Source organism: Myxococcus sp. CA039A (assembly GCF_013336645.1).
Lineage (GTDB): Bacteria > Myxococcota > Myxococcia > Myxococcales > Myxococcaceae > Myxococcus > Myxococcus llanfairpwllgwyngyllgogerychwyrndrobwllllantysiliogogogochensis.
The window spans coordinates 1-17,491 of record NZ_JABUMQ010000245.1; the positions used below are offsets into that span (position 1 = coordinate 1).

General features: G+C 71.0%; 15 protein-coding genes. 9 read left to right on the plus strand and 6 right to left on the minus strand.

Annotation, left to right across the window (positions count from 1 at the left end):
• On the plus strand, positions 1–855 hold an 855-nt coding region (locus HR086_RS32620; protein WP_174467585.1), incomplete at its 5' end, for a Circumsporozoite protein.
• Between the two features lie 63 nt (positions 856–918).
• On the plus strand, positions 919–2,091 hold the full coding sequence (locus HR086_RS32625; RefSeq protein WP_174467586.1) for a tetratricopeptide repeat protein: 1,173 nt from the start codon (positions 919–921) through the stop codon (positions 2,089–2,091).
• A 379-nt stretch (positions 2,092–2,470) separates the two neighbouring features.
• Here HR086_RS32625 and HR086_RS32630 read toward each other — a convergent pair whose 3' ends face one another.
• The 4 genes from HR086_RS32630 to HR086_RS32645 form a co-directional block, all read right to left on the minus strand.
• Positions 2,471–3,289 carry a DUF459 domain-containing protein gene (locus HR086_RS32630; protein WP_174453215.1) on the minus strand — a complete coding sequence of 273 codons (819 nt, stop codon included), beginning with the start codon at positions 3,287–3,289 and terminating at the stop codon, positions 2,471–2,473.
• Positions 3,290–3,374: 85 nt separating this feature from the next.
• Positions 3,375–4,130, minus strand: coding sequence for an alpha/beta fold hydrolase (locus tag HR086_RS32635; RefSeq protein WP_141645060.1), 756 nt, complete (start codon positions 4,128–4,130; stop codon positions 3,375–3,377).
• A 1-nt stretch (position 4,131) separates the two neighbouring features.
• Entirely contained in the window at positions 4,132–4,953 is an 822-nt protein-coding gene (locus HR086_RS32640; protein WP_174453213.1) for an amino acid ABC transporter ATP-binding protein, read from the minus strand.
• Positions 4,950–6,431 carry an ABC transporter substrate-binding protein/permease gene (locus tag HR086_RS32645; protein ID WP_254614261.1) on the minus strand — a complete coding sequence of 494 codons (1,482 nt, stop codon included), beginning with the start codon at positions 6,429–6,431 and terminating at the stop codon, positions 4,950–4,952. The genes HR086_RS32640 and HR086_RS32645 overlap by 4 nt, the downstream gene beginning before the upstream one ends.
• Positions 6,432–6,539: 108 nt before the next feature.
• Between HR086_RS32645 and HR086_RS32650 the strand changes: the two genes are divergently transcribed.
• From HR086_RS32650 to HR086_RS32660, 3 genes are read left to right on the plus strand one after another with little or no spacing between them, the layout of a single operon-like run.
• A complete protein-coding gene (locus HR086_RS32650) occupies positions 6,540–7,232 on the plus strand; it encodes a response regulator (protein WP_141645062.1) in 693 nt (230 codons plus the stop codon).
• Positions 7,229–8,587: a sensor histidine kinase gene (locus tag HR086_RS32655; RefSeq protein WP_174467587.1), complete on the plus strand. Its 1,359-nt coding sequence runs from the start codon at positions 7,229–7,231 to the stop codon at positions 8,585–8,587. The genes HR086_RS32650 and HR086_RS32655 overlap by 4 nt, the downstream gene beginning before the upstream one ends.
• 30 nt (positions 8,588–8,617) lie before the next feature.
• On the plus strand, positions 8,618–9,853 hold the full coding sequence (locus HR086_RS32660) for a cytochrome P450 (RefSeq protein WP_174467588.1): 1,236 nt from the start codon (positions 8,618–8,620) through the stop codon (positions 9,851–9,853).
• A gap of 28 nt (positions 9,854–9,881) precedes the next feature.
• On the opposite strand, the gene HR086_RS32665 is transcribed toward HR086_RS32660, so the two are convergent.
• Entirely contained in the window at positions 9,882–10,535 is a 654-nt protein-coding gene (locus tag HR086_RS32665) for a DsbA family protein (protein ID WP_174467589.1), read from the minus strand.
• Between HR086_RS32665 and HR086_RS32670 the strand changes: the two genes are divergently transcribed.
• The 4 genes from HR086_RS32670 to HR086_RS32685 all read left to right on the plus strand — a co-directional run bounded on the left by HR086_RS32670 (position 10,534) and on the right by HR086_RS32685 (position 16,099).
• Entirely contained in the window at positions 10,534–11,871 is a 1,338-nt protein-coding gene (locus HR086_RS32670; protein WP_254626563.1) for an alanyl-tRNA editing protein, read from the plus strand. The genes HR086_RS32665 and HR086_RS32670 overlap by 2 nt on opposite strands.
• Positions 11,872–11,978: 107 nt before the next feature.
• Positions 11,979–12,572 carry an RNA polymerase sigma factor gene (locus HR086_RS32675; protein ID WP_371745478.1) on the plus strand — a complete coding sequence of 198 codons (594 nt, stop codon included), beginning with the start codon at positions 11,979–11,981 and terminating at the stop codon, positions 12,570–12,572.
• On the plus strand, positions 12,569–15,511 hold the full coding sequence (locus HR086_RS32680; RefSeq protein WP_174467590.1) for a CHAT domain-containing protein: 2,943 nt from the start codon (positions 12,569–12,571) through the stop codon (positions 15,509–15,511). Before HR086_RS32675 ends, HR086_RS32680 begins: the two co-directional genes overlap by 4 nt.
• Before the next feature lie 33 nt (positions 15,512–15,544).
• Positions 15,545–16,099, plus strand: coding sequence for a hypothetical protein (locus HR086_RS32685; protein WP_174453208.1), 555 nt, complete (start codon positions 15,545–15,547; stop codon positions 16,097–16,099).
• A 66-nt stretch (positions 16,100–16,165) separates the two neighbouring features.
• On the opposite strand, the gene HR086_RS32690 is transcribed toward HR086_RS32685, so the two are convergent.
• Positions 16,166–17,491, minus strand: a 1,326-nt coding sequence (locus tag HR086_RS32690) for an AAA family ATPase (RefSeq protein ID WP_174467591.1), incomplete at its 5' end; no start/stop codon positions are given.

Genomic DNA, 17,491 nt, shown 5'->3' on the forward strand with positions numbered 1-17,491 from the left:
GAGCAGGCGCCCCGGAACGGCACCCAGCAGCGCAACTCGCGCGTGGACACGCAGACGCAGGGCAACGTGGAGCAGCCGCGCGGCAACGTGGTCAGCGGCCAGTCCAGCTTCGAGGCGGGTGGCGCGCGGACCGAGGTGACCGGCAAGGGTCCTGGTGGCATCGACACCCGCGCGTACGCGCAGGGGCCGACCTTTACGGCGGATGCCAAGGTGGACGCGGACGTGGGCCTGTCCGGCATCGATGTGAATCTCGCGGTGGACATCGACGCCACGCTGGTGGAAGCGGGCGCCGGGGCCTCCAAGACGGTGGACTTCGAGATCGCCGGTGAGAAGTACTCGGTGGAGCTGGACCTGGAGGCCATGGGCAAGATTGGCGCCGAGGGCCACATCAACCTGGACCTGCACGTGGGCACGGATGGCAACCTGTCCATCAACGCCTCCGCGTCGGGCTTCGCGGGTGCCCAGGCGAGCCTCACCGGCTCCATCGAGCTGAAGCACGAGGGCGACACCCTGGCCTCCGGCAGCATCACCGCCAGCGCCAGCGCGGGTGTCAGCGGCGACGCGCACGCCAACGTCGGGCTGAACAACGGCAACCTGGAGTTCGACGTGGGCGTCGAGGCCACCGCGGGCCTGGGCCTGGGTGTGGACATCGAGGGCTCGGTCAACGCGGGCAACGTGCTGAAGGCCGTGGGTGAGACGGCGGCCGCCGCGGGTGGCGAGGTCCTGGAGAACGTGGCCGAGGGTGCCATCAACGCGGGTGGCGCGGTGGTCGACGCGGCCGGCGACGTCTTCTCCGGCGCGGTGAACAAGGGCAAGGACATCATCGAGGGCGTTGGCGACTTCCTCGGCCTGTAATGTGAATCCGGAGCATTCCGGCGATGCCTGGCCCCCCGGGGCTGGGCTAGAGTTGGCGAACCCATGGCCGTCTCCAAGCTGGCTACCTCCGCGGCGCGACTGATGAAGCAGGGCCTCCTCAAAGAGGCGGCCCGTGAGTTCCAGCTCGCACTCGACCAGGACCCCCAGGACGCGAGCGCGCTGCTCGGCCTCGCGCGTCTGCGCCTCGCGCAGCACGACGAGGACGCGGCGCGCGGCCTCCTGGACCAACTGGTCTCACTCCACCCCACGCATCCCGAAGCGCTGAGCCACCTGGCGCGAATGAACGCCGAGAAGGGGGATGCGAGCGCGCTGGAGCTGCTCGCGGCCCTCGCCGCGCAGCCCACGGCGGGATTCTTCGAGGTGCTCAACCACGGCCGGGGGCTGCTCGCGCACCAGAAGTACGCGCAGGCCGTCAGCCCGCTGGAGCATGCGCTGGCGATGCAGCCGGGCAATGCCCAGACGCTCACGTACCTGGGCAAGGCGCACCAGGGGACGGGCAACCTGGACGCGGCGCTCAAGGCGTACCAGGAGGCGGCCGAGGCGACTCGCACCGAGCACCTCCCCTTCCTGCTGGCCTCGCGTGTCCAGGTGCTCCAGGGCCAGATTGGTCCGGCGCTGGTGACGCTGCGGCAGGCCATCCTGCGCAAGCCCACGGAGCCGTCGCTGTTCCGCGAGTTCGCGTCGCTGTGCCTCTTCGCGGGGGCGCCCGACGCGGCGATGCGCGCGGCCATCGAGCTGCGGCTGAAGCTGCCGGAGAGCGCGGACGCCATCTACCTGCATGGCCTGTCCGCCTTCGTGGCGGGCAAGAACGAGGATGCCGACCGCATCCTGCGCGAGGCGCTGGAGAAGGCCCCGGGCAATGCCCAGGTGCGCGTGGCGCTCGCCAAGGTCCGGCGCAGGCTGGGCGATGACGCGGAGGCGAAGAAGCTGCTGGAGGAGACGCTGACGTTCGCTCCTGGCGACGTGGGCGCGGCCAACGACCTCTCCGTGCTGCACCTGTCCAAGCCCGGAGGCGCCAACGCCGCCCGGAAGGTGCTCTCCGAGGCGCTGAAGGCGAACCCGGACGACCCGGGCCTGAACCTCAACCTTGCGCTCGCGCTGGCGGACAGCGACGCGGCGACGGCGGTCACCCACGCCCGGCGCGCCCAGGCCAGCGAGGACAAGAACATCCGCGAGCAGGCGGATCGGCTCGTCACCGCGCTCGCGCCGCACTGAAGCAGCACGCCCTGGGCGCCGCGAGTATTCGCGGCCCCTCGGCTCGCACCTCCGCGAGGGGTGGACCGGCGCAGCACCGCGCTCGGTCCTCGCGGCAACACCCTTGCGGGGAGGTGGACCCGCAGCGCTCGGTCCTCGCGGGTGCGCAGCAACGCAGCGGTGTTGCCGCGCGCGGGCGTCACAGTGGTCGCGCAGCGCTCGGTCCTCGCGGGGTGTGCGACAACGCCACAACGTCCTTTCAGGAAGGTGAACCCGCGTAGGGCTCGGTCTTCGCGGGTGCGCAGCAACGCCGCAACGCCCTTGCAGGAAGGTGGACCAGCGCGGCACCGCGCTCGGTCCTCACGGGAGCGGCAACAGGCGGGTGTTAGCGCGTCGCCAGCTAGCCCCGAAGCAGCCCCAGCGCGCCGAGCACCTCGGGGTACACCTTGCTGGCGAAGTACCGTCCGCCCGCGATGGTGAAGTGCACGCCGTCGCTCATGCGCAGCTTCATCGGCTTGCGGAAGCCCTCGACGCGCGCCTGGAGCAGCGCCTTGCCGTGCGCATCGGTGAAGTACCCGCGCGTGTCGACGTAGCGCGCATCCGGGCGGGAGCTGATGACCTCGCGCTGGAGTCCCCGGATGAGGCTCAGCTTCTGCTCGAAGCGCTTCAGCCCCGTCGCGGGCAGCTCCAGCCAGACAATCTTCCGCCCCGGCGCGGCGATGACGCTCGCGAACGAGTCGATGCGCCGACGGTACGCGTCCTCCCACCCGGGCTTGCCCCAGTGGACCGGCTTGCCACCACTCCGCTCCAGCAGCGACTGCCCATCATTGCCACCGAGGATGACCACCACCACGTCGGGCTGGTGGCGCTTCACTTCCTCCTCGCCCACCTCCATCCAGTCGAAGAAGTCCGGACGCGCCAGCCCCGTGGACGACCGGGCGCGGCGCGACGCGCGAATCTCCGGATGCGCCTCCAGCCTGGCCAGCAGGTAGTCCCCGAAGCCGGTGGCGATGAGGCTGTCGCCCAACAGCAACACGGAGCGCGGCCGCTCGGCGACGGGAGGCACCGGAGCCGCCGCGTCGGGAGCCGACGGCAATACGGGGGCCGCGCGCACGGCGTCGGACACGGAGCCGGCATCCTGTGCGGATGGAGCGGCCCACGCGAACCCGGTGGAGAAGACGACGAAGACGACGAAACCACGCGTGAAACGGTTCTGCATTCGGGGACGCACGGTAGCGGCAGGCCGCCGTCCCGTACATCCCCCTTTCACTCCGTCCACCCCTGGACAGGAGCATCTCCCCGCGTCAGGCCGCCGACACACTCCGCGCGAACGACAGTCCGGCCAGCCACGGCCCGAGCAGCTCCGCGCACGCCTCCGGGTGGGTGAAGTACGGCACGTGTCCCGCCCCGCGCAGCAGGTGCCGGGGCGTCCCGGGAGGCAGCGACTCCCCCAGCTTCGTCAGCGTGGAGGGCGGCACCAGCATGTCCCGGTCGCCCTGGATGCAGACACAGGAGACGTCCAGCCGCCGCAGCTCGGGAGGAGGCGCTTCGCCGTGAATGGCGAGCGCGCGATGCCACGTGCTGCGGCGCTCCAGCGCGGTGGTGGGCACCACCTCCGGGACTCGGGCGAAGGGGACGGGCCGCCACGCCGCCAGCCCCGCGGCGACCACACCGGGCCGACCCCACAGGGCGATGGGCCCCATCATCCCGATGAGCAGGCCGCGAGGGCCGAGGTGCGCCGTGCGCGTGAAAGACCCCAGGAACGCCACGCCCCGCACCACGCCGGCCGCCGCGAGGTGCGCGGCCACCATGCCTCCGAACGAGCTGGCCACCACCGCGTCCATCGGCCCCGCGGCCCGCAGGACCTGCCGCGCCAGGGCTCCCGCGCCCAGGGCCGCATGCTCACCCTCCGGGTACTCGACGAGCACGGGACGGGCGACCGAGGACAACACTCCGGCGAGCGCACGAAAGCCCGAGCCACGGGCTCCCAATCCAGGCAGCAGGAGCACCCTCGGCCCCTCGCCCCGCCCTACCTCCGTGAGCTGTACCTCCGCGCGCATGTCACTCCCTCGCCGTCGCCGCGGGGAACACGGCGGCGGCGCCGGTTCTGCCCGGCTCGGGCTCCACGGCCGGCTCCTGACGCACGGTACGCTCCAGGCCGAGGAAGGCCCGGGTGCGCTCATGTCGGGGCCGCTCCAACACCTGCGCCGGAGGACCTTCCTCCAGGATGCGCCCGCCATGCAGCACCAGCATCCGAGAGGCCAGCTCCCGGGCGAAGCGCATCTCGTGTGTCACCGCCACCAGGGTGAGTCCGTCCTCGCGGAGTCGTGACAGCAGCTCCACCAGTTCGCCCACCCGCTCGGGGTCCAACGCGCTGGTGGGCTCGTCCAGCAACAAGGCCTCCGGCTCCATCGCCAGTGCCCGGGCGATGGCCACCCGCTGCTGCTCGCCACCGGACAGCTCCGACGGATAGGCCCCCTCTCGGTGCGACAGGCCCACCTTCTCCAGCAGCGCGCGCCCCAGCTCGGTGGCCGCCTTCGCGTCCAGGCCCCTCACGTACCGGGGGGCCTCGATGACGTTGCCCAGCGCGGTGCGGTGCGCGAACAGGTGCCACTGCTGGAAGACGAAGCCCACGCGGCGCCGGATGTTGGACACCTGGGCGCCCCGCGCACGTTGCGCTCCAGGCGTCAACACGTCGTCACCCACCCGGATGGAGCCCGCGTCGAACGGCTCGAGTCCATTCAGGCACCGCAAGAGCGTGCTCTTGCCGCTGCCCGAGGGGCCCACCAACGCCACCACCTCACCGGGGGCGAAGCAGGCGCTGATTCCGTCCAGTACCGTGCGCCCGTCATAGCGCTTGCACAGGTCCTTCACTTCAATCATCCGCGTTCCAACCTCGCTTCCAACCGCCTCGCCAGGAGCGACAGAGGGTAGCTCATCGCCAGGTAGAGCGCCGCGCACAGCGCACCGGGCAACAACCAGCTGCGAACATCCACCGCGGTAATCGTCATCCGCTTGGTGAGCTCGACAACGGAGATGACGGACACCAGGGAGCTGTCCTTGAGCAGCGCGATGAAGTCGTTGGTGGCGCTCGGCAGCGCGACGCGGAACGCCTGGGGGAAGATGACCCGGCGCAGCGCCAGCGGCGTGGACATGCCCAGCGCGAGCGCCGCCTCCAACTGCCCGCGAGGCACCGCCAGCACCCCCGCCCGGTACACCTCCGCCTCGTAGGCCGCGTAGTTCAGCCCCAGCCCCAGCACCGCGGCGCTGAGCGCATCCAGTCGCAACACGCCCGCGAGGCCGTAGTAGAGGACATAGAGTTGCAACAACACCGGCGTGCCGCGAAACAGCTCCACGTACAGCGACGCCAGCCGCCCCAGCCAGCGTGGGCCATACAGCCGCGCCAGCGCCAGCCCCATGCCCAGCGGCACCGCGAGCGCCATCGCCCCCACGGAGACCACCAGCGTCACCAGCGAAGCCTGGAGGAACATCACCCACTGCGCCCAGCCCAGCCTGGGCGCCTGCGTCTGCGCGAGCACCTCGCGCGTCTGCGCATCCGACCACTCCACCATCCGCTGCTGCGCGGCGCTGTCGATGTTCCACCGCGCGAAGATTCGCCGGAGCTCTCCCGAGCGGGAGATGTGCCCCAACGCCACGTCCAGCGCCGCGCGCAGGTCCTCATCCCCCGGCCGCACGGCGATGGCGTAGTAGCCCTCGCCCACGTCTCCCACCACGCGCAGCCCCGCCCGGGGCTGTCCGTAGCGCTGGGCGATGAGGTCATCCATCAGCACCGCGTCCACCCGTCCCTGCTCCAGGTCGATGTACGGCTCCTCCACGCCTTCGTACGGCACCGCCTGGATGCCCTCGCGCTGGAGCAGATCCCACGCCTGGGAGTTGGCCAACGTCCCCACCCGCCGACCTCGCAGGGACGCAAGGCCCGTGACGGTGTCGTCATCGCGCCGGGCCAGCAGTCGCAACTGGAAGATGAAGTACGGACGCGTGAAGAGGATGCGTCCACTGCGCGCGGGCGTGATTTCAATCCCGTTCAGCGCCACGTCGAACGAGCCGCGCTCCAGTGAGGGAATCAGGCTGGACCAGTCGTTCTGGATGAAGCGGGCGCGCACGCCCAGCTCCCTCGCGAGCGCGTCCGCCAGCTCCACCTCGAAGCCACGCATGCGCCCGGGCACCTCCGGGTCCTCCATCGCGTACGGCTCCCCACCCTGCGCGTCCGCGCCCCACCGCAGCTCGCCTGCCCGTCGCACCCGCTCCAGTCCCACCTCCTGCCTCTGGACGCAGGACGTCATCAGCACCGAGAGCACGAACAAGGCACCGGCACCGCGCCGCACTGCACTCACATTCATTCCGGGGACTCCCACTCTGTAGCAGGTGCAGGTGTGACCCAGTATTCAGGTCCTGACACTTTCTCCGGGACCCCGTACTAGAGTGCCGCGCCAGAGGAGCAAGGCGTCATGGAAGCATACAAGGTGCTGGTGGTGGACGACGAGCCGCAGGTGGCACACGCCTTGAGGCGGCTGCTGCGGCGCGAGGGTTTCGACGTCCAGCTCGCGTTCAACGGAGAGGAGGCCCTGGAGCGGCTCAAGGGCTTCAGTCCGGACATCGTCCTGACGGACTTCCGGATGCCGGGGATGACGGGCAGCGAGCTGCTGCAACGAATCAAGCGCAGCCATCCGCTCGCGCTGCGGCTCATCATCTCGGGCTACGCCGACTTCAAGTCGGTGGTGGCCTCGGTGAACGAAGGCGAAATCTGTCGCTTCATCAGCAAGCCCTGGGACGACGCGGAGCTGGTGACGTACCTGTCAGGCCTTCTGCGCCACCGCGAGACGCTCGCCCAGCTCTACGCTCCGTTCCGCTCAGCGCACCAGGGTGTCAGCGCCGAGGTGAGCCCGACGGACGCGGCGCTCGTGCTGAAGGTGCAGGTGGCGGACCCTTCGTTCCCGGCGGAGCAGGCCGTGTCCATCATCGAGCGCTTCGCGGGCCTGCTGGCGGATGACAGCCTGAAGGTCGTCGGGGGCCTGCTGGAGCGCTTCGGAGGACGGCTGTCCTTCGTCGCGGAGGTGGGCGGTCCCCAGCGCCTGCGGCTGGAGCTGCCGATGCGGGCGGAGCCGACGCCCGTCGTCCGACGGGGGCTCGGAGAGGCATGACCCCGACTCCGTCCGCGGAGCCCATCGACAACGAAATCGACGCGGACTGGGTGAACAGCCGGCTCAAGCGGTTCACCCTCCTGGCGTGCCTCCTCATCCATGGCCTGCTCGTCTCCAGCCTCTGGGGACAGTGGGGCACCATCCTCATGGTGACGGCGGGCTTCGCGGCGGTGACGACGGCCAACCAGGTCCTCGCACGCAACTTCTTCTCGCGCCACACCCGCGTCGTGGAGGCCGGGCGCTTCACGATGAACATGCTGGCCACCGTCTTCTACGGCTTGGCGAGCGACTGGGCCCTGCCCGTGTGGCTGTACCTGCCGCTCAACGCGCTGTGGGTGGACTACTTCGCGGACTCGGGCGCGCGACTCCGGCTGGGGTTGCTGCTGGTGCTGGTGGCGGGCGCGGCGCTCTGGGACGGGTGCCCGCCGCTGCTCCCCGCCTGCTTCGTGCTGCTGTCCGTGCTCACGTACCTCATCTCCGAGGGCCGGGTCTTCCTCACGCACCATGCCCTGCGGGGACTGGCGCACCAGCACGAGAAGCTGGCCCAGGCGCACGCGCAGTTGGAGGTGGCCCACCGCCGCGCGCGCGAGCAGGAGCGGCTGTCCAGCCTGGGCATGCTGGCGGCGGGCGTGGCGCACGAAATCAACAACCCCATGAGCTACGTGAAGAGCAACGTGAACGCGCTGATCATGGACCTGCGCGCCCTGCAGCCACTGCCCCCGGAGCTGCGGGAGTACGTGGACGACGTGCTGCCCGCCACCGCGGACGGCATCCGCCGCGTCGTCGCCATCGTCTCGGACCTGCGGCGCTTCGCGCGCGGGGACCCGGGGGCGCTGGAGGAGTACGACCTCAACGAGGAGATCGCCGTCGCGCTGCGCATCACGCGCACCCAGGTGCAGTCGCGCTGCGAGGTGGAGGTGACGCTGGCGGACCTGCCGCGCTTGCTGGGGCGTCCCGGACAGCTCGCACAGGTGGTGGTGAACCTGCTCATGAACGCGGCGCAGGCCATGCCCGACGGTGGCCGCATCCAACTGTCCACGCGCATGGAGGCGGACGAGGCGGTGCTGTGCGTGCGCGACTCGGGCATCGGCATGACGCCCGAGGTGCAGGCCAGGCTCTTCCAGCCCTTCTTCACCACCAAGCCCGCGGGCGAGGGCACGGGCATGGGGCTCGCCGTGGTGCACGGCATCATCACCTCGCACCAGGGCCGCATCCACGTGGAGAGCGCTCCCCGGAATGGCACCTGCTTCACCGTCCGCCTGCCTCGAGTTCCTCCTCTGGGTCTGCGTCTGCCCGACCTCTCCGATGGGCCCCTGACGCCCCCCTCGACGAAGCCCCGTCCGGACGCGGCCTGAAGCGCCCCGCCGGAGAATCGAGTCCGCCGCATGTCCCCGTCCTCGCCGCCCACGTTCGTCAGCCGCTTCGAGCCCCACCACGTGGAGGACCCGTACCCGCTCTATGCCCGGCTGCGCCAGGAGGCGCCCGTCCACTTCAGCGAGGAGATGCACCTGTGGGTGGTCTCCCGGCATGAGGACGTGAAGGCGGTGGTGCTCAACCCGGAGGACTTCCTCTCCGCCAACGCCTTCAAGAACCCCGTGCCGCCCGCGCCCGAGGTGCTCGCCGCGCTCGCGGAGGGCTATCCCCAGGTTCCGGCGCTGGTGGACGACGACCCACCCAACCACACGCGCATGCGCGTCATCGTCACCAAGGCCCTGGCCCCGCATCGCCTGAGCGCGATGGAGCCCCGGATTCGCGCCATCGCCACGGAGCTCCTGGATGGCTTTGCTCGCGACGGCCGCGCGGACCTGGTGGAGAAGCTCGGCTATCCGCTCCCCGCGCGCGTCATCGGCGCCATCCTCGGCCTGCCGGACTCGGATTTGGAGCGGCTGAAGCGGTGGACGGAGGACCTGTCGCTCCTGTCCGCGGGCAACGCGCCCGTGGCCCGACAGGTGGAGTGCGCGCGCGGGCTCGTCTCCATCCAGAAGTACCTGGAGGGCCACATCGCCGAGCGGCGGCTCGCACCGAGGGACGACCTCATCAGCGCGCTCATCGAGGCTCGCCACGAGGACACCCCGCCCCTGAGCGACGTGGAGCTCATCAGCCTGCTGGCCATGTTGCACTTCGCCGGCCACGAGACGACGGCGAACCTGCTGGGCAACCTGCTCGCGTGGGTGCTGAAGGAGCCGGAGCGGCTGCGCGAGCTGAGTGAGGAACCCTCCCGCATCCCCCGCGCGATTGAAGAGACGCTGCGGCTGGACGCCCCTGCGCAAGCAATGATGCGCACCACGCGGCGCGCGGTGAAGGTGGGCGACGTGGAGGTGCCCCAGGGCGCGCGAGTGCTCGTCCTCTACGCCTCCGCCAACCGCGACGGCGCCGCGTTCCACGCGCCCGAGCGGGGCGACCCCTTGCGCTCGGACCTGGGCAAGCACCTGGGCTTCGGCCTGGGCATCCACTACTGCATCGGCGCGCCCCTGGCCCGCATGGAGGTGCGCGTGGCCATGGAGCAATTGCTGAAGCGGTTGCCCGGCCTGCGACTGGCACCGGGCAACGCCATCACCTACGTGCCCAACTTCCTGCACCGGGGCCCCCGACAATTGCGCGTCGAGTGGGACCCAGCCTGACGACGCGGCGCGAAGTGACGCGCCAGACTCAGCGCTTCAACGCGGCGTCGATGTGGCCGGCGAAGACGTCCAGCGGCTGGGCGCCCATCACCCCGGTGCCGTTGATGAAGAAGGTGGGCGTGCCGGCGATGCCCCGGCGCTGCGCCTCCACGAAGTCCGCCTCCACGTAGTTGTTCCACGCCTTCGTGTCGAGCGCCTTGCGGAAGCGCTCCAGGTCCAGCCCCAGCGCCTTCGCGTACTTCTCCAGCGAGGCCCGGTCCAACGAGCGCTGGTTCTCGAAGAGCACGTCGTGCATCTCCCAGAACTTCCCCTGCTCGTGCGCCGCCATGGACGCGGCGGCCGCCATCTTCGCGTCCGCATGGGTCGGCAGGGGCATGTGCCGGAAGACGATGCGAATCTTGTCGCCGTACCGCTCGCGCAGGCCCTCGATGACGGACGCGCCCCTCGCACAGAAGGGGCACTCGAAGTCGGACCACACCTCCACCGTCACCGACGCGCTCCGCGGCCCCAGCGACGGAGCGTCGGCGCGCGGCGTGGCGGCGATGAGGGTGTTGTCGACAGCGCCCGGCTTCGACTTGGGGCACTTGCCGTCACACGACGGGGAAGGCTCGTGGGCGAAGGCGGGAGCGAACGAAGACAACAGGACGGCGGCCGCCATGATGGCGGAGACCCGGGACTTCATGGGAGGACCTCGCTTGGGTGTGGATGGGGACGCCGGGCCTCCTGCTCGGGGACCGGGCGTCGCGGGGCTCGTCGCCCTCGCGAACCAGAGTGACAGCAGCGCCGCGCGAGTTTCAGCGGCGTGTTATTTCCCGCGCACCATGTCCACCGAGCGCCTCTATTTCGACGACCCGTTCCTCCACCACTTCACCGCGCGCGTCGTCGCCCACGGCACGTGGAATGGCGCGACCTCCGTGGTGCTGGACCGCACGGCCTTCTATCCGGAGGCGGGTGGACAGATGGCCGACCACGGCGTGCTCGGAGGTCTGGCCGTGCGCGACGTGCAGGTGGATGACGACGGCACGGTGCACCACCTGCTGGACGTCTCGGAGACAGGCCCGCTGCCCGCGCTTGGCGTGGAGCTGGCGGGCGTGGTGGAGGCGGAGCGCCGGCGCGCGCACATGTCGCTGCACACCGGCCAGCACATGCTGTCGCGCGCGCTGCTGGATATCGCGGGCGCGGCCACCGTGTCCTCGCGACTGGGCGCCACGTGCACCATCGACACGGACCAGGACACCCTGGACGAGCAGCGGGTCGCCGAGGCCGAGGCGCACGTCAACGCCATCATCGACGCCGACCTCCCCATCCGCGCCTTCTTCCCCACGCCCGAGGAGCTCGCCGCGCTGCCCCTGCGCCGCGCCCCCAAGGTGACGGACAACATCCGCGTCATCCAGGTGGGCGACTTCGACGTGTCCCCCTGCGGCGGCACCCACTGCACTCGCACCGGACAGGTGGGCATGGTGCGGGTGCTGGGCGTGGAGCGCTACAAGGGCAAGGGCCGCGTCCTCTTCTCCGCGGGCCCGCGCGCGCGGCGCGAGCTGTGGGACGAGGCGGGCACGCTGCGCGCCATGGGGCGGGCCTTCACCTGCGGCCCCTCGGAAGTGCCCACCGTGGTGGAGAAGCTGCGCCGGGAGCTGACCGAGGCCCGCGAGGCCCTGGGCGCCGCCCGCGCGCGCCTGGCCGAGCACACCGCCGTGGAGCTCGCCGCCCGGTTGGACGCCTCCGCCGACAAACACGTCGTCGCCGTACTGGATGGCGCCGGCCCCGAGCAACTGCGCGCCGTGGCCACCCGCCTCACCTCCCGACCCGACGCGGTGGTGTTCCTCGCGGGCCGCGCACCCGACGGCCTCTGCGTGCTCATCTCCCGGGGGGCCACCTCCACCTTCGGCTGCGGCGCCTTCCTGAAACGGGCCGCCGAGGCCGCTGGGGGACGGGGCGGCGGACGGCCCGAACACGCCGAAGGCCGCCTCCCTCCCGGGACGGACTGGCCCGCAATCGTCGCCTCCCTGCGAGGTTGACCCAGGGGGGGCATACCCGCACCCACCCGCAACGCGCCGCGTCACGAGTTCCCGACCGAAGGGATTTTCCCCGCCACGTTCAAACGAGCGGAGGGGGCGCTCCACCGGTGGAACGACATGAGAAGATGGGTGTAGGGGTTCGCGCCACGATGGACGACGGGCAGCACCGCCAGTTCGATGCTTTTGCACGCTCGCGACGGCCGGGACTGCTGCGTCTTGCGCGACGACTGTGCTCCGGGGGTGGAATCGACCCGGAGGACCTGGTGCAGGAAACACTCGAGCGCGCCTACCGGAACTTCGACCGGTTGGTGGCGGAGAACCCGGGCGCGGTGAGCGTGTGGCTGAGCACCACGCTGAGCAACCGCTTCCTGGACCACTGCCGGCGCAGACGCACGGAGGTGTTGGGGGCACCGTCGTTGCGCGTGGTGCAGGACCAGGAGGTGACCGGGGAGCCGGTGCCGCTGGAGCAATGGGAGCAGGTCACTCGGGATGACTTCCAGCGCGCCATCGAGCAGCTCCGGCCACCGCAATTGAGGGAGGCGTACCGGCTGCACGTGGCCGGACTTCGATATCGGGCCATCGCGCGGCAGTTGGATGCGCCCGAAGGAACAGTGGGGCGGTGGCTCAGCGAGGCGCGGCAGGCTCTGCGAGGGCTGCTGGCCCCCGGCGCCGCCTCGAGTGAGGGCAGGGCCAGACCATGAATGAGCTGTGCGACACACTGGAGACCTTCATCGACGGCGAGCTGGCGCCGGTGGACGCGGAGAACTTCCGCCACCACCTGACCCGCTGCCACGCGTGTGAGGCGCGGATGAAGGAGCTGCTCGCCCTGGAGCTCATCGCGGACGACGCACTGCACGCCTCCGGTGACACGCTCGCCTTCGTGCGTCCCCCGTCCCTGCTGAAGCGGCGAAGGACCTGGATGATGGTGGTGCCGCTGGCGCTGGCCGCGGGCCTGGCGGCGTGGGTGCTCGTGACGCGGCCGGCTTCGTCGACGGACTCTTCCGAGCTGTGGCTGGGGCAAACGCCCGGGCGCACGTTGGAGGCCCGGTTGACCCATCCGGGCGCGGACCGGCACCGCCCCTACGAGGTGATGCGCAGTGGCGGCGACAAGCCCCGCGCGCTGTCGCTGCGGGAGCTGGCGAAGCTGGAGGAGGCCGGAGACGAGCGAGGCATCGCCTCCGCGTACCTGCTGCGCGGAGACCCGGCCCAGGCCGGCGCCTTCCTGGACAAGCTGGACGCATCGCCGGACCTGGACTCGGACCGCGCCGCGCTGGCGCTTCAGCGAGGCGCCCCCGAGGAAGCCCTGGCGCTGGCGGACCGCGCGCTGAAGCAGCGGCCCGAACATGCGCAGGCCTTGTGGAACCGGGGACTGGCGCTCAAGGCCCTGGGCCTGTCGCTGCAAGCCGCGGAGGCCTTCGACCGGGTGGCGGGGCTTAAAGAACCGGGCTGGAGCGATGAGGCCACGCAACGCGCCACGGAGCTGCGGCGTCAGGAAGAAGAACAGCGCAAGGGCTGGAAGGGCGCCAAGCAGCGCTGCGATGACATGGTGCTCGGAGGTGGTGTGCTCTCGCCGGCGGAGGTGGAGCGCTACCCGGGCCTGTCCCGCCTGTGCTTCTACGATGCCCTGCGCACCGCCACCCTTGCCGAGCGCGTGGAGTCCCTGCGTCCACTCGCCGTCCAGTTGGACCGCGTCGACGGCGGCACGCATCTGGAGGACGCCCTGCGCCGCGCCGCGCGGGTGGACTTCGAGGCGCGCGCGCCCCTGGCGAAGGAATACGTCCGCCTCACTCGAGGCGAACTGGCGCCGGCGTCGAGGGACACGCTGATTGCGAAGCTGCGCGAGGCGCGACAGGACGACATCCTGCTGGGCGCATTGCTCTTCGTGTCGGACCCGCGTCAGCACGAGGAGGAGTACCGCGCGCTCGCGCTGGCCACGAAGGACCCCTGGTTCGCCCTGCTGGCCGAGGAGCGTCAGGCGAAGGCGGACCTCCAGCGAGGACAAGCGCCGCGGGCCCTGACGCGATTGACCGTGGCCCTGCGCACCTGCGACTCCGAGCAACGCTTCAGCTATCGCTGCCTGGAGCTCCTGCGGAATCTGTCCCTGGTGGAGCGGCAGCTCCACCGCCCCGTGGAGGCGCGGACGCACGGACTCGCGGCGCTCGCACGCGCGCGCGGTGGCCGGGAGTGGTCCAAGGAGTTCCGGCTCATCCAGGAGCTGGGACAGGTGGCCATCTTCCATGGGGACCTGTCGTTGGCCCGCGCGTACATGGAGGAAGCCATCCTGCGCACGCCGGAGCGGTGCGAGGACCATGAGCTGCCCTACGCGAACCTCGCGCTCGCGTACTACCGCACCTTCGACTTCGCGGGCGCCCGGGAGCAGTTGGACCGCGCGGCGAAGTGCGGCCGCCCCCCGTCCCTGACGCGGGCCTTCGTCATCGCGGACCTGGCGCATACCCACGCCCGACGCGACATGGACGCGGACCTCCTCACGCGCGGACTGGCGGCGATTCGCTCGACGCCCGCCGCATCGCTGGAGGCAGCGGGGGATCGCCCCATGCTGCGCCACATCGAAGGGCGCTTCTTCGTCGAGCAGGACCGGGGCCGGGGACAGGCCCTGCTGCGTCAGGCCATCACCGAGGCGGCGCCACTGCTCGCCTCGGATGTGACCGCGCGCAAGGCGCGGGTCTACAGCTACACGTCGCTCATCCTGGACGCGGCCCACCACGGAGAGCTGGAGAAGGCGCTCGCCCTCTTCGCCGAGGAGCGCTCGCTCGCGCTGCCCGAGCGCTGCGCGCTGGGTGTCACGGTGGATGACGAGCGCACGGCCCTGGTGGCCCGGGATGCATCCGGACGGCTCCTCGGTCACTACGACGCGGACCGCCGCCAGCGCCTGGAAGGCGTCGAGGGCCTGGTGCCCGCGAAGCTCGTGGACGCGCTGCGGGACTGTCCCAGCGTGGACGTGCTGGCGCGCCCGCCCGTCCTGGGCAAGCCCGGGTTGCTGCCGCCGGACCTCGCCTGGACGTACCGCGTGGCCCCGCCGCCCCCGGCGTCCTCGCCACATGCCCAGCGCCGGCTCGTCGTGGCCGACGTGAATGCGCCCGCGGAGCTGCGCCTGCCATCGCTGCGCGCCTGGAGTCCTCCGGCTGCGGAGGACAGCTCGCTGTCGACCCTGAAGGGGGCCTCGGCCACGCCGACCCAGGTGCTCCTGGCGATGCACGAGGCCACCGAGGTGCAGATTCACGCCCACGGCGTCGTCGACCCGCATGTCGCCGACGGTTCCCTGCTCGTGCTCTCTCCCGAGGAGCAGGGCGGGCGCTATGCGCTGACGGCCGCCGACGTCCAGGGGCAGCGGCTCCTGGGGCGGCCCGTGGTGCTGCTCGCGGCCTGCCATGCCGCGCACAGCACGACCTACTTCCACGAAACGTTTGGGTTGCCCGTGGCGTTCGTGGAGGCCGGCGCGCGAGCGGTGCTCGCCGCCACCCAGGAGATTCCCGACACCGAGGCGTCCGCCTTCTTCGAGCCGGTGCTGGAGCGCATTCGCGCGGGAATCCCCGCAGCCCTCGTCCTGCGTGATGCACGCCAGGACTGGCTTCGCAGTCGGGGGAGTGCCTGGGTCCGCCAGGTGCTCCTCTTCGAATAGTCGTCTCCTTTCGACCCCGAGCTCCAAGTCATCATGAAGAAAAGCCTCCTGTTGGTCCCCCTGCTGCTGAGCGTCGCGGCGTGCCGCCACGTCGAAACGGTTCCTTCGACCCAGCAGATTCAGCGCAGCGCGCCCGAAGGGGCGCTCGTCCGCGTCATCCTGCGGGACAGGACGAATCCCGACCGCGCCACCCTCTTCACCGTCGACGTGAGCCGCAACGAAATCGTCAGCCAGACGAACCGCGTGCCCGCCTCTTCCCGAAGCGCGCTGGACGCGCCCGCGTCCGAGGAAGGCGCCCCCACGTCGTCGATGCAGCAGGCCCCGCCCCCCGCGCCGAAGAATGTCGGCACCGTCGAGGTGCTCACCGACTGCAAGCCCAAGGACGAGAAGGAGGGCTGTCTGAACCTGGCGGACCTGAACGACGGTGACCCGGGTGGCGTGTCGGGCGGCGGCGGCGACCCCACGGGCCACCAGAGCCTCAAGGAGAAGGTGCTGCGACTGGCCGGCCTGGCCTTCTGGTCCACGCGGCATGTCGGCATTCCCACCGTGACGTCGGTGCCGCGCGTCGACGGGCCCGCCCAGCGCTAGTCCCGAGCACGTGGGCACCAGGAGGCTCCGGCACCGCGAGGAAGCGGCGCCGGGGCCTTCGTCGTTTCAGGGGCGCTTGCCGCCCGCGTCCACGGTGGGCGACAACCCGGCGAGCGTCTCCACGTAGGACGTGGCCACTCGCAGGAAGCGCGCGCCCCGGACACCGGTGAGGTACTGGCGCTTCATCGCGCGAGTGGCGCCCACGTAGAACATGGCGCGGCGGATGCGTTCGTTCTCCCGGGCGTTGCGCTCCCGGGCGCCAGCCATCCAGTTCTCCACGGTGTCCAGCGCGTCCAGGCCCGCGAAGAAGACGATGGGGCACTCGTGCCCCTTGCAGGAGAACACGGTGGTGGCGCGCACGTGGTCCACGCCACTCACCCGGAAGTCCGTCACGTCGCGGCCACCCTTGCCGCCGTAGGCATGCGCGGGCACTCCCGCGCGGTTGAGGGCCTCCGTGTATTGCGACGGCATCACGGGCGCGACGACGAGGATGTCTCCGGGATGGACCCCCTCGTCGCGAATGAGGCGTGCCACCTCCTTCGCCACCTGCCGGGCCTCGCTGGCGCCGGAGGCGAAGCCGCGCACCTGGGGCAGCACGCCGCCGCGCTCAGTGGACTGCACGCGGTACAGGCCCTCCAACGTCTCCTCGGGCAGCCACAGGAGCCCCTCGCGGGCCAGCTCTCCCGCCTTCATGTACTCGCGCATGCCGGGGTCGCTGGTGGCGTGCTGGCGCAGCGGGTCCAGCACCACGTTGAAGGCGACGTCGAGGATGTCGCGGGTGGCGCGGAAGGTCTCCTTGAGGACGCGAGTGCGGCCCCGGAACGACAGCCCCTCCGGGAGCTGCTCCTTGAGGGAGTCGATGGGCACCTGTCCGTAGACGTTCTGCGAGTCATCCATGAACAACTGGAGACAGCGCACCTCTCGTCCGTCCGCCAGCGTGTGCGGGAGCACCAGCGCGTGGAGCATGGCCAGCGCACGAGCATCCATGTCCTGCGCCTCGTCCACGAAGACGCCGTCGAAGGACGCGGGCTCCACGCGGCGCAGCGCCCCCACGTGCTTCACCATCACCCGGGCTCGCAGCTCGCGTGCGCGCACCCGGCCGGCGCGCTGGATGATCGCCTCCATCAGCAGCTTGTCCACCAGCGGCGCGAGCGCGCGGTTGAAGAAGGACACGAGCACCCGCGTGTCCTCGTGCTCCAACAGATAGCGCGCCACCCAGTGGGCCAGGACAAACGTCTTGCCGCTGCCGGCCACGCCTCGCACCAGGTGGTGGCCGTCGTCGAAGCGCCGCTCGAAGAGGGACACCTGTTCCTGGGTGAAGAGGGGCCGCGTGGGGCGCGAGCCCTCGATTTCGCCGCCCAGGGTGGCCGGTGCGCTGGGTGGAGGTGGGGG

Bases quoted from the DNA above. Each gene is read 5' to 3' on its own strand.
- HR086_RS32670 (WP_254626563.1), top strand. From the start codon at position 10,534: ATGGGAGGACCTCGCTTGGGTGTGGATGGGGACGCCGGGCCTCCTGCT.
- HR086_RS32680 (WP_174467590.1), top strand. From the start codon at position 12,569: ATGAATGAGCTGTGCGACACACTGGAGACCTTCATCGACGGCGAGCTG.
- HR086_RS32665 (WP_174467589.1), bottom strand. From the start codon at position 10,535: ATGAAGTCCCGGGTCTCCGCCATCATGGCGGCCGCCGTCCTGTTGTCT.
- HR086_RS32685 (WP_174453208.1), top strand. From the start codon at position 15,545: ATGAAGAAAAGCCTCCTGTTGGTCCCCCTGCTGCTGAGCGTCGCGGCG.
- HR086_RS32630 (WP_174453215.1), bottom strand. From the start codon at position 3,289: ATGCAGAACCGTTTCACGCGTGGTTTCGTCGTCTTCGTCGTCTTCTCC.
- HR086_RS32650 (WP_141645062.1), top strand. From the start codon at position 6,540: ATGGAAGCATACAAGGTGCTGGTGGTGGACGACGAGCCGCAGGTGGCA.
- HR086_RS32655 (WP_174467587.1), top strand. From the start codon at position 7,229: ATGACCCCGACTCCGTCCGCGGAGCCCATCGACAACGAAATCGACGCG.
- HR086_RS32635 (WP_141645060.1), bottom strand. From the start codon at position 4,130: ATGCGCGCGGAGGTACAGCTCACGGAGGTAGGGCGGGGCGAGGGGCCG.
- HR086_RS32625 (WP_174467586.1), top strand. From the start codon at position 919: ATGGCCGTCTCCAAGCTGGCTACCTCCGCGGCGCGACTGATGAAGCAG.
- HR086_RS32640 (WP_174453213.1), bottom strand. From the start codon at position 4,953: ATGATTGAAGTGAAGGACCTGTGCAAGCGCTATGACGGGCGCACGGTA.
- HR086_RS32645 (WP_254614261.1), bottom strand. From the start codon at position 6,431: ATGAATGTGAGTGCAGTGCGGCGCGGTGCCGGTGCCTTGTTCGTGCTC.
- HR086_RS32660 (WP_174467588.1), top strand. From the start codon at position 8,618: ATGTCCCCGTCCTCGCCGCCCACGTTCGTCAGCCGCTTCGAGCCCCAC.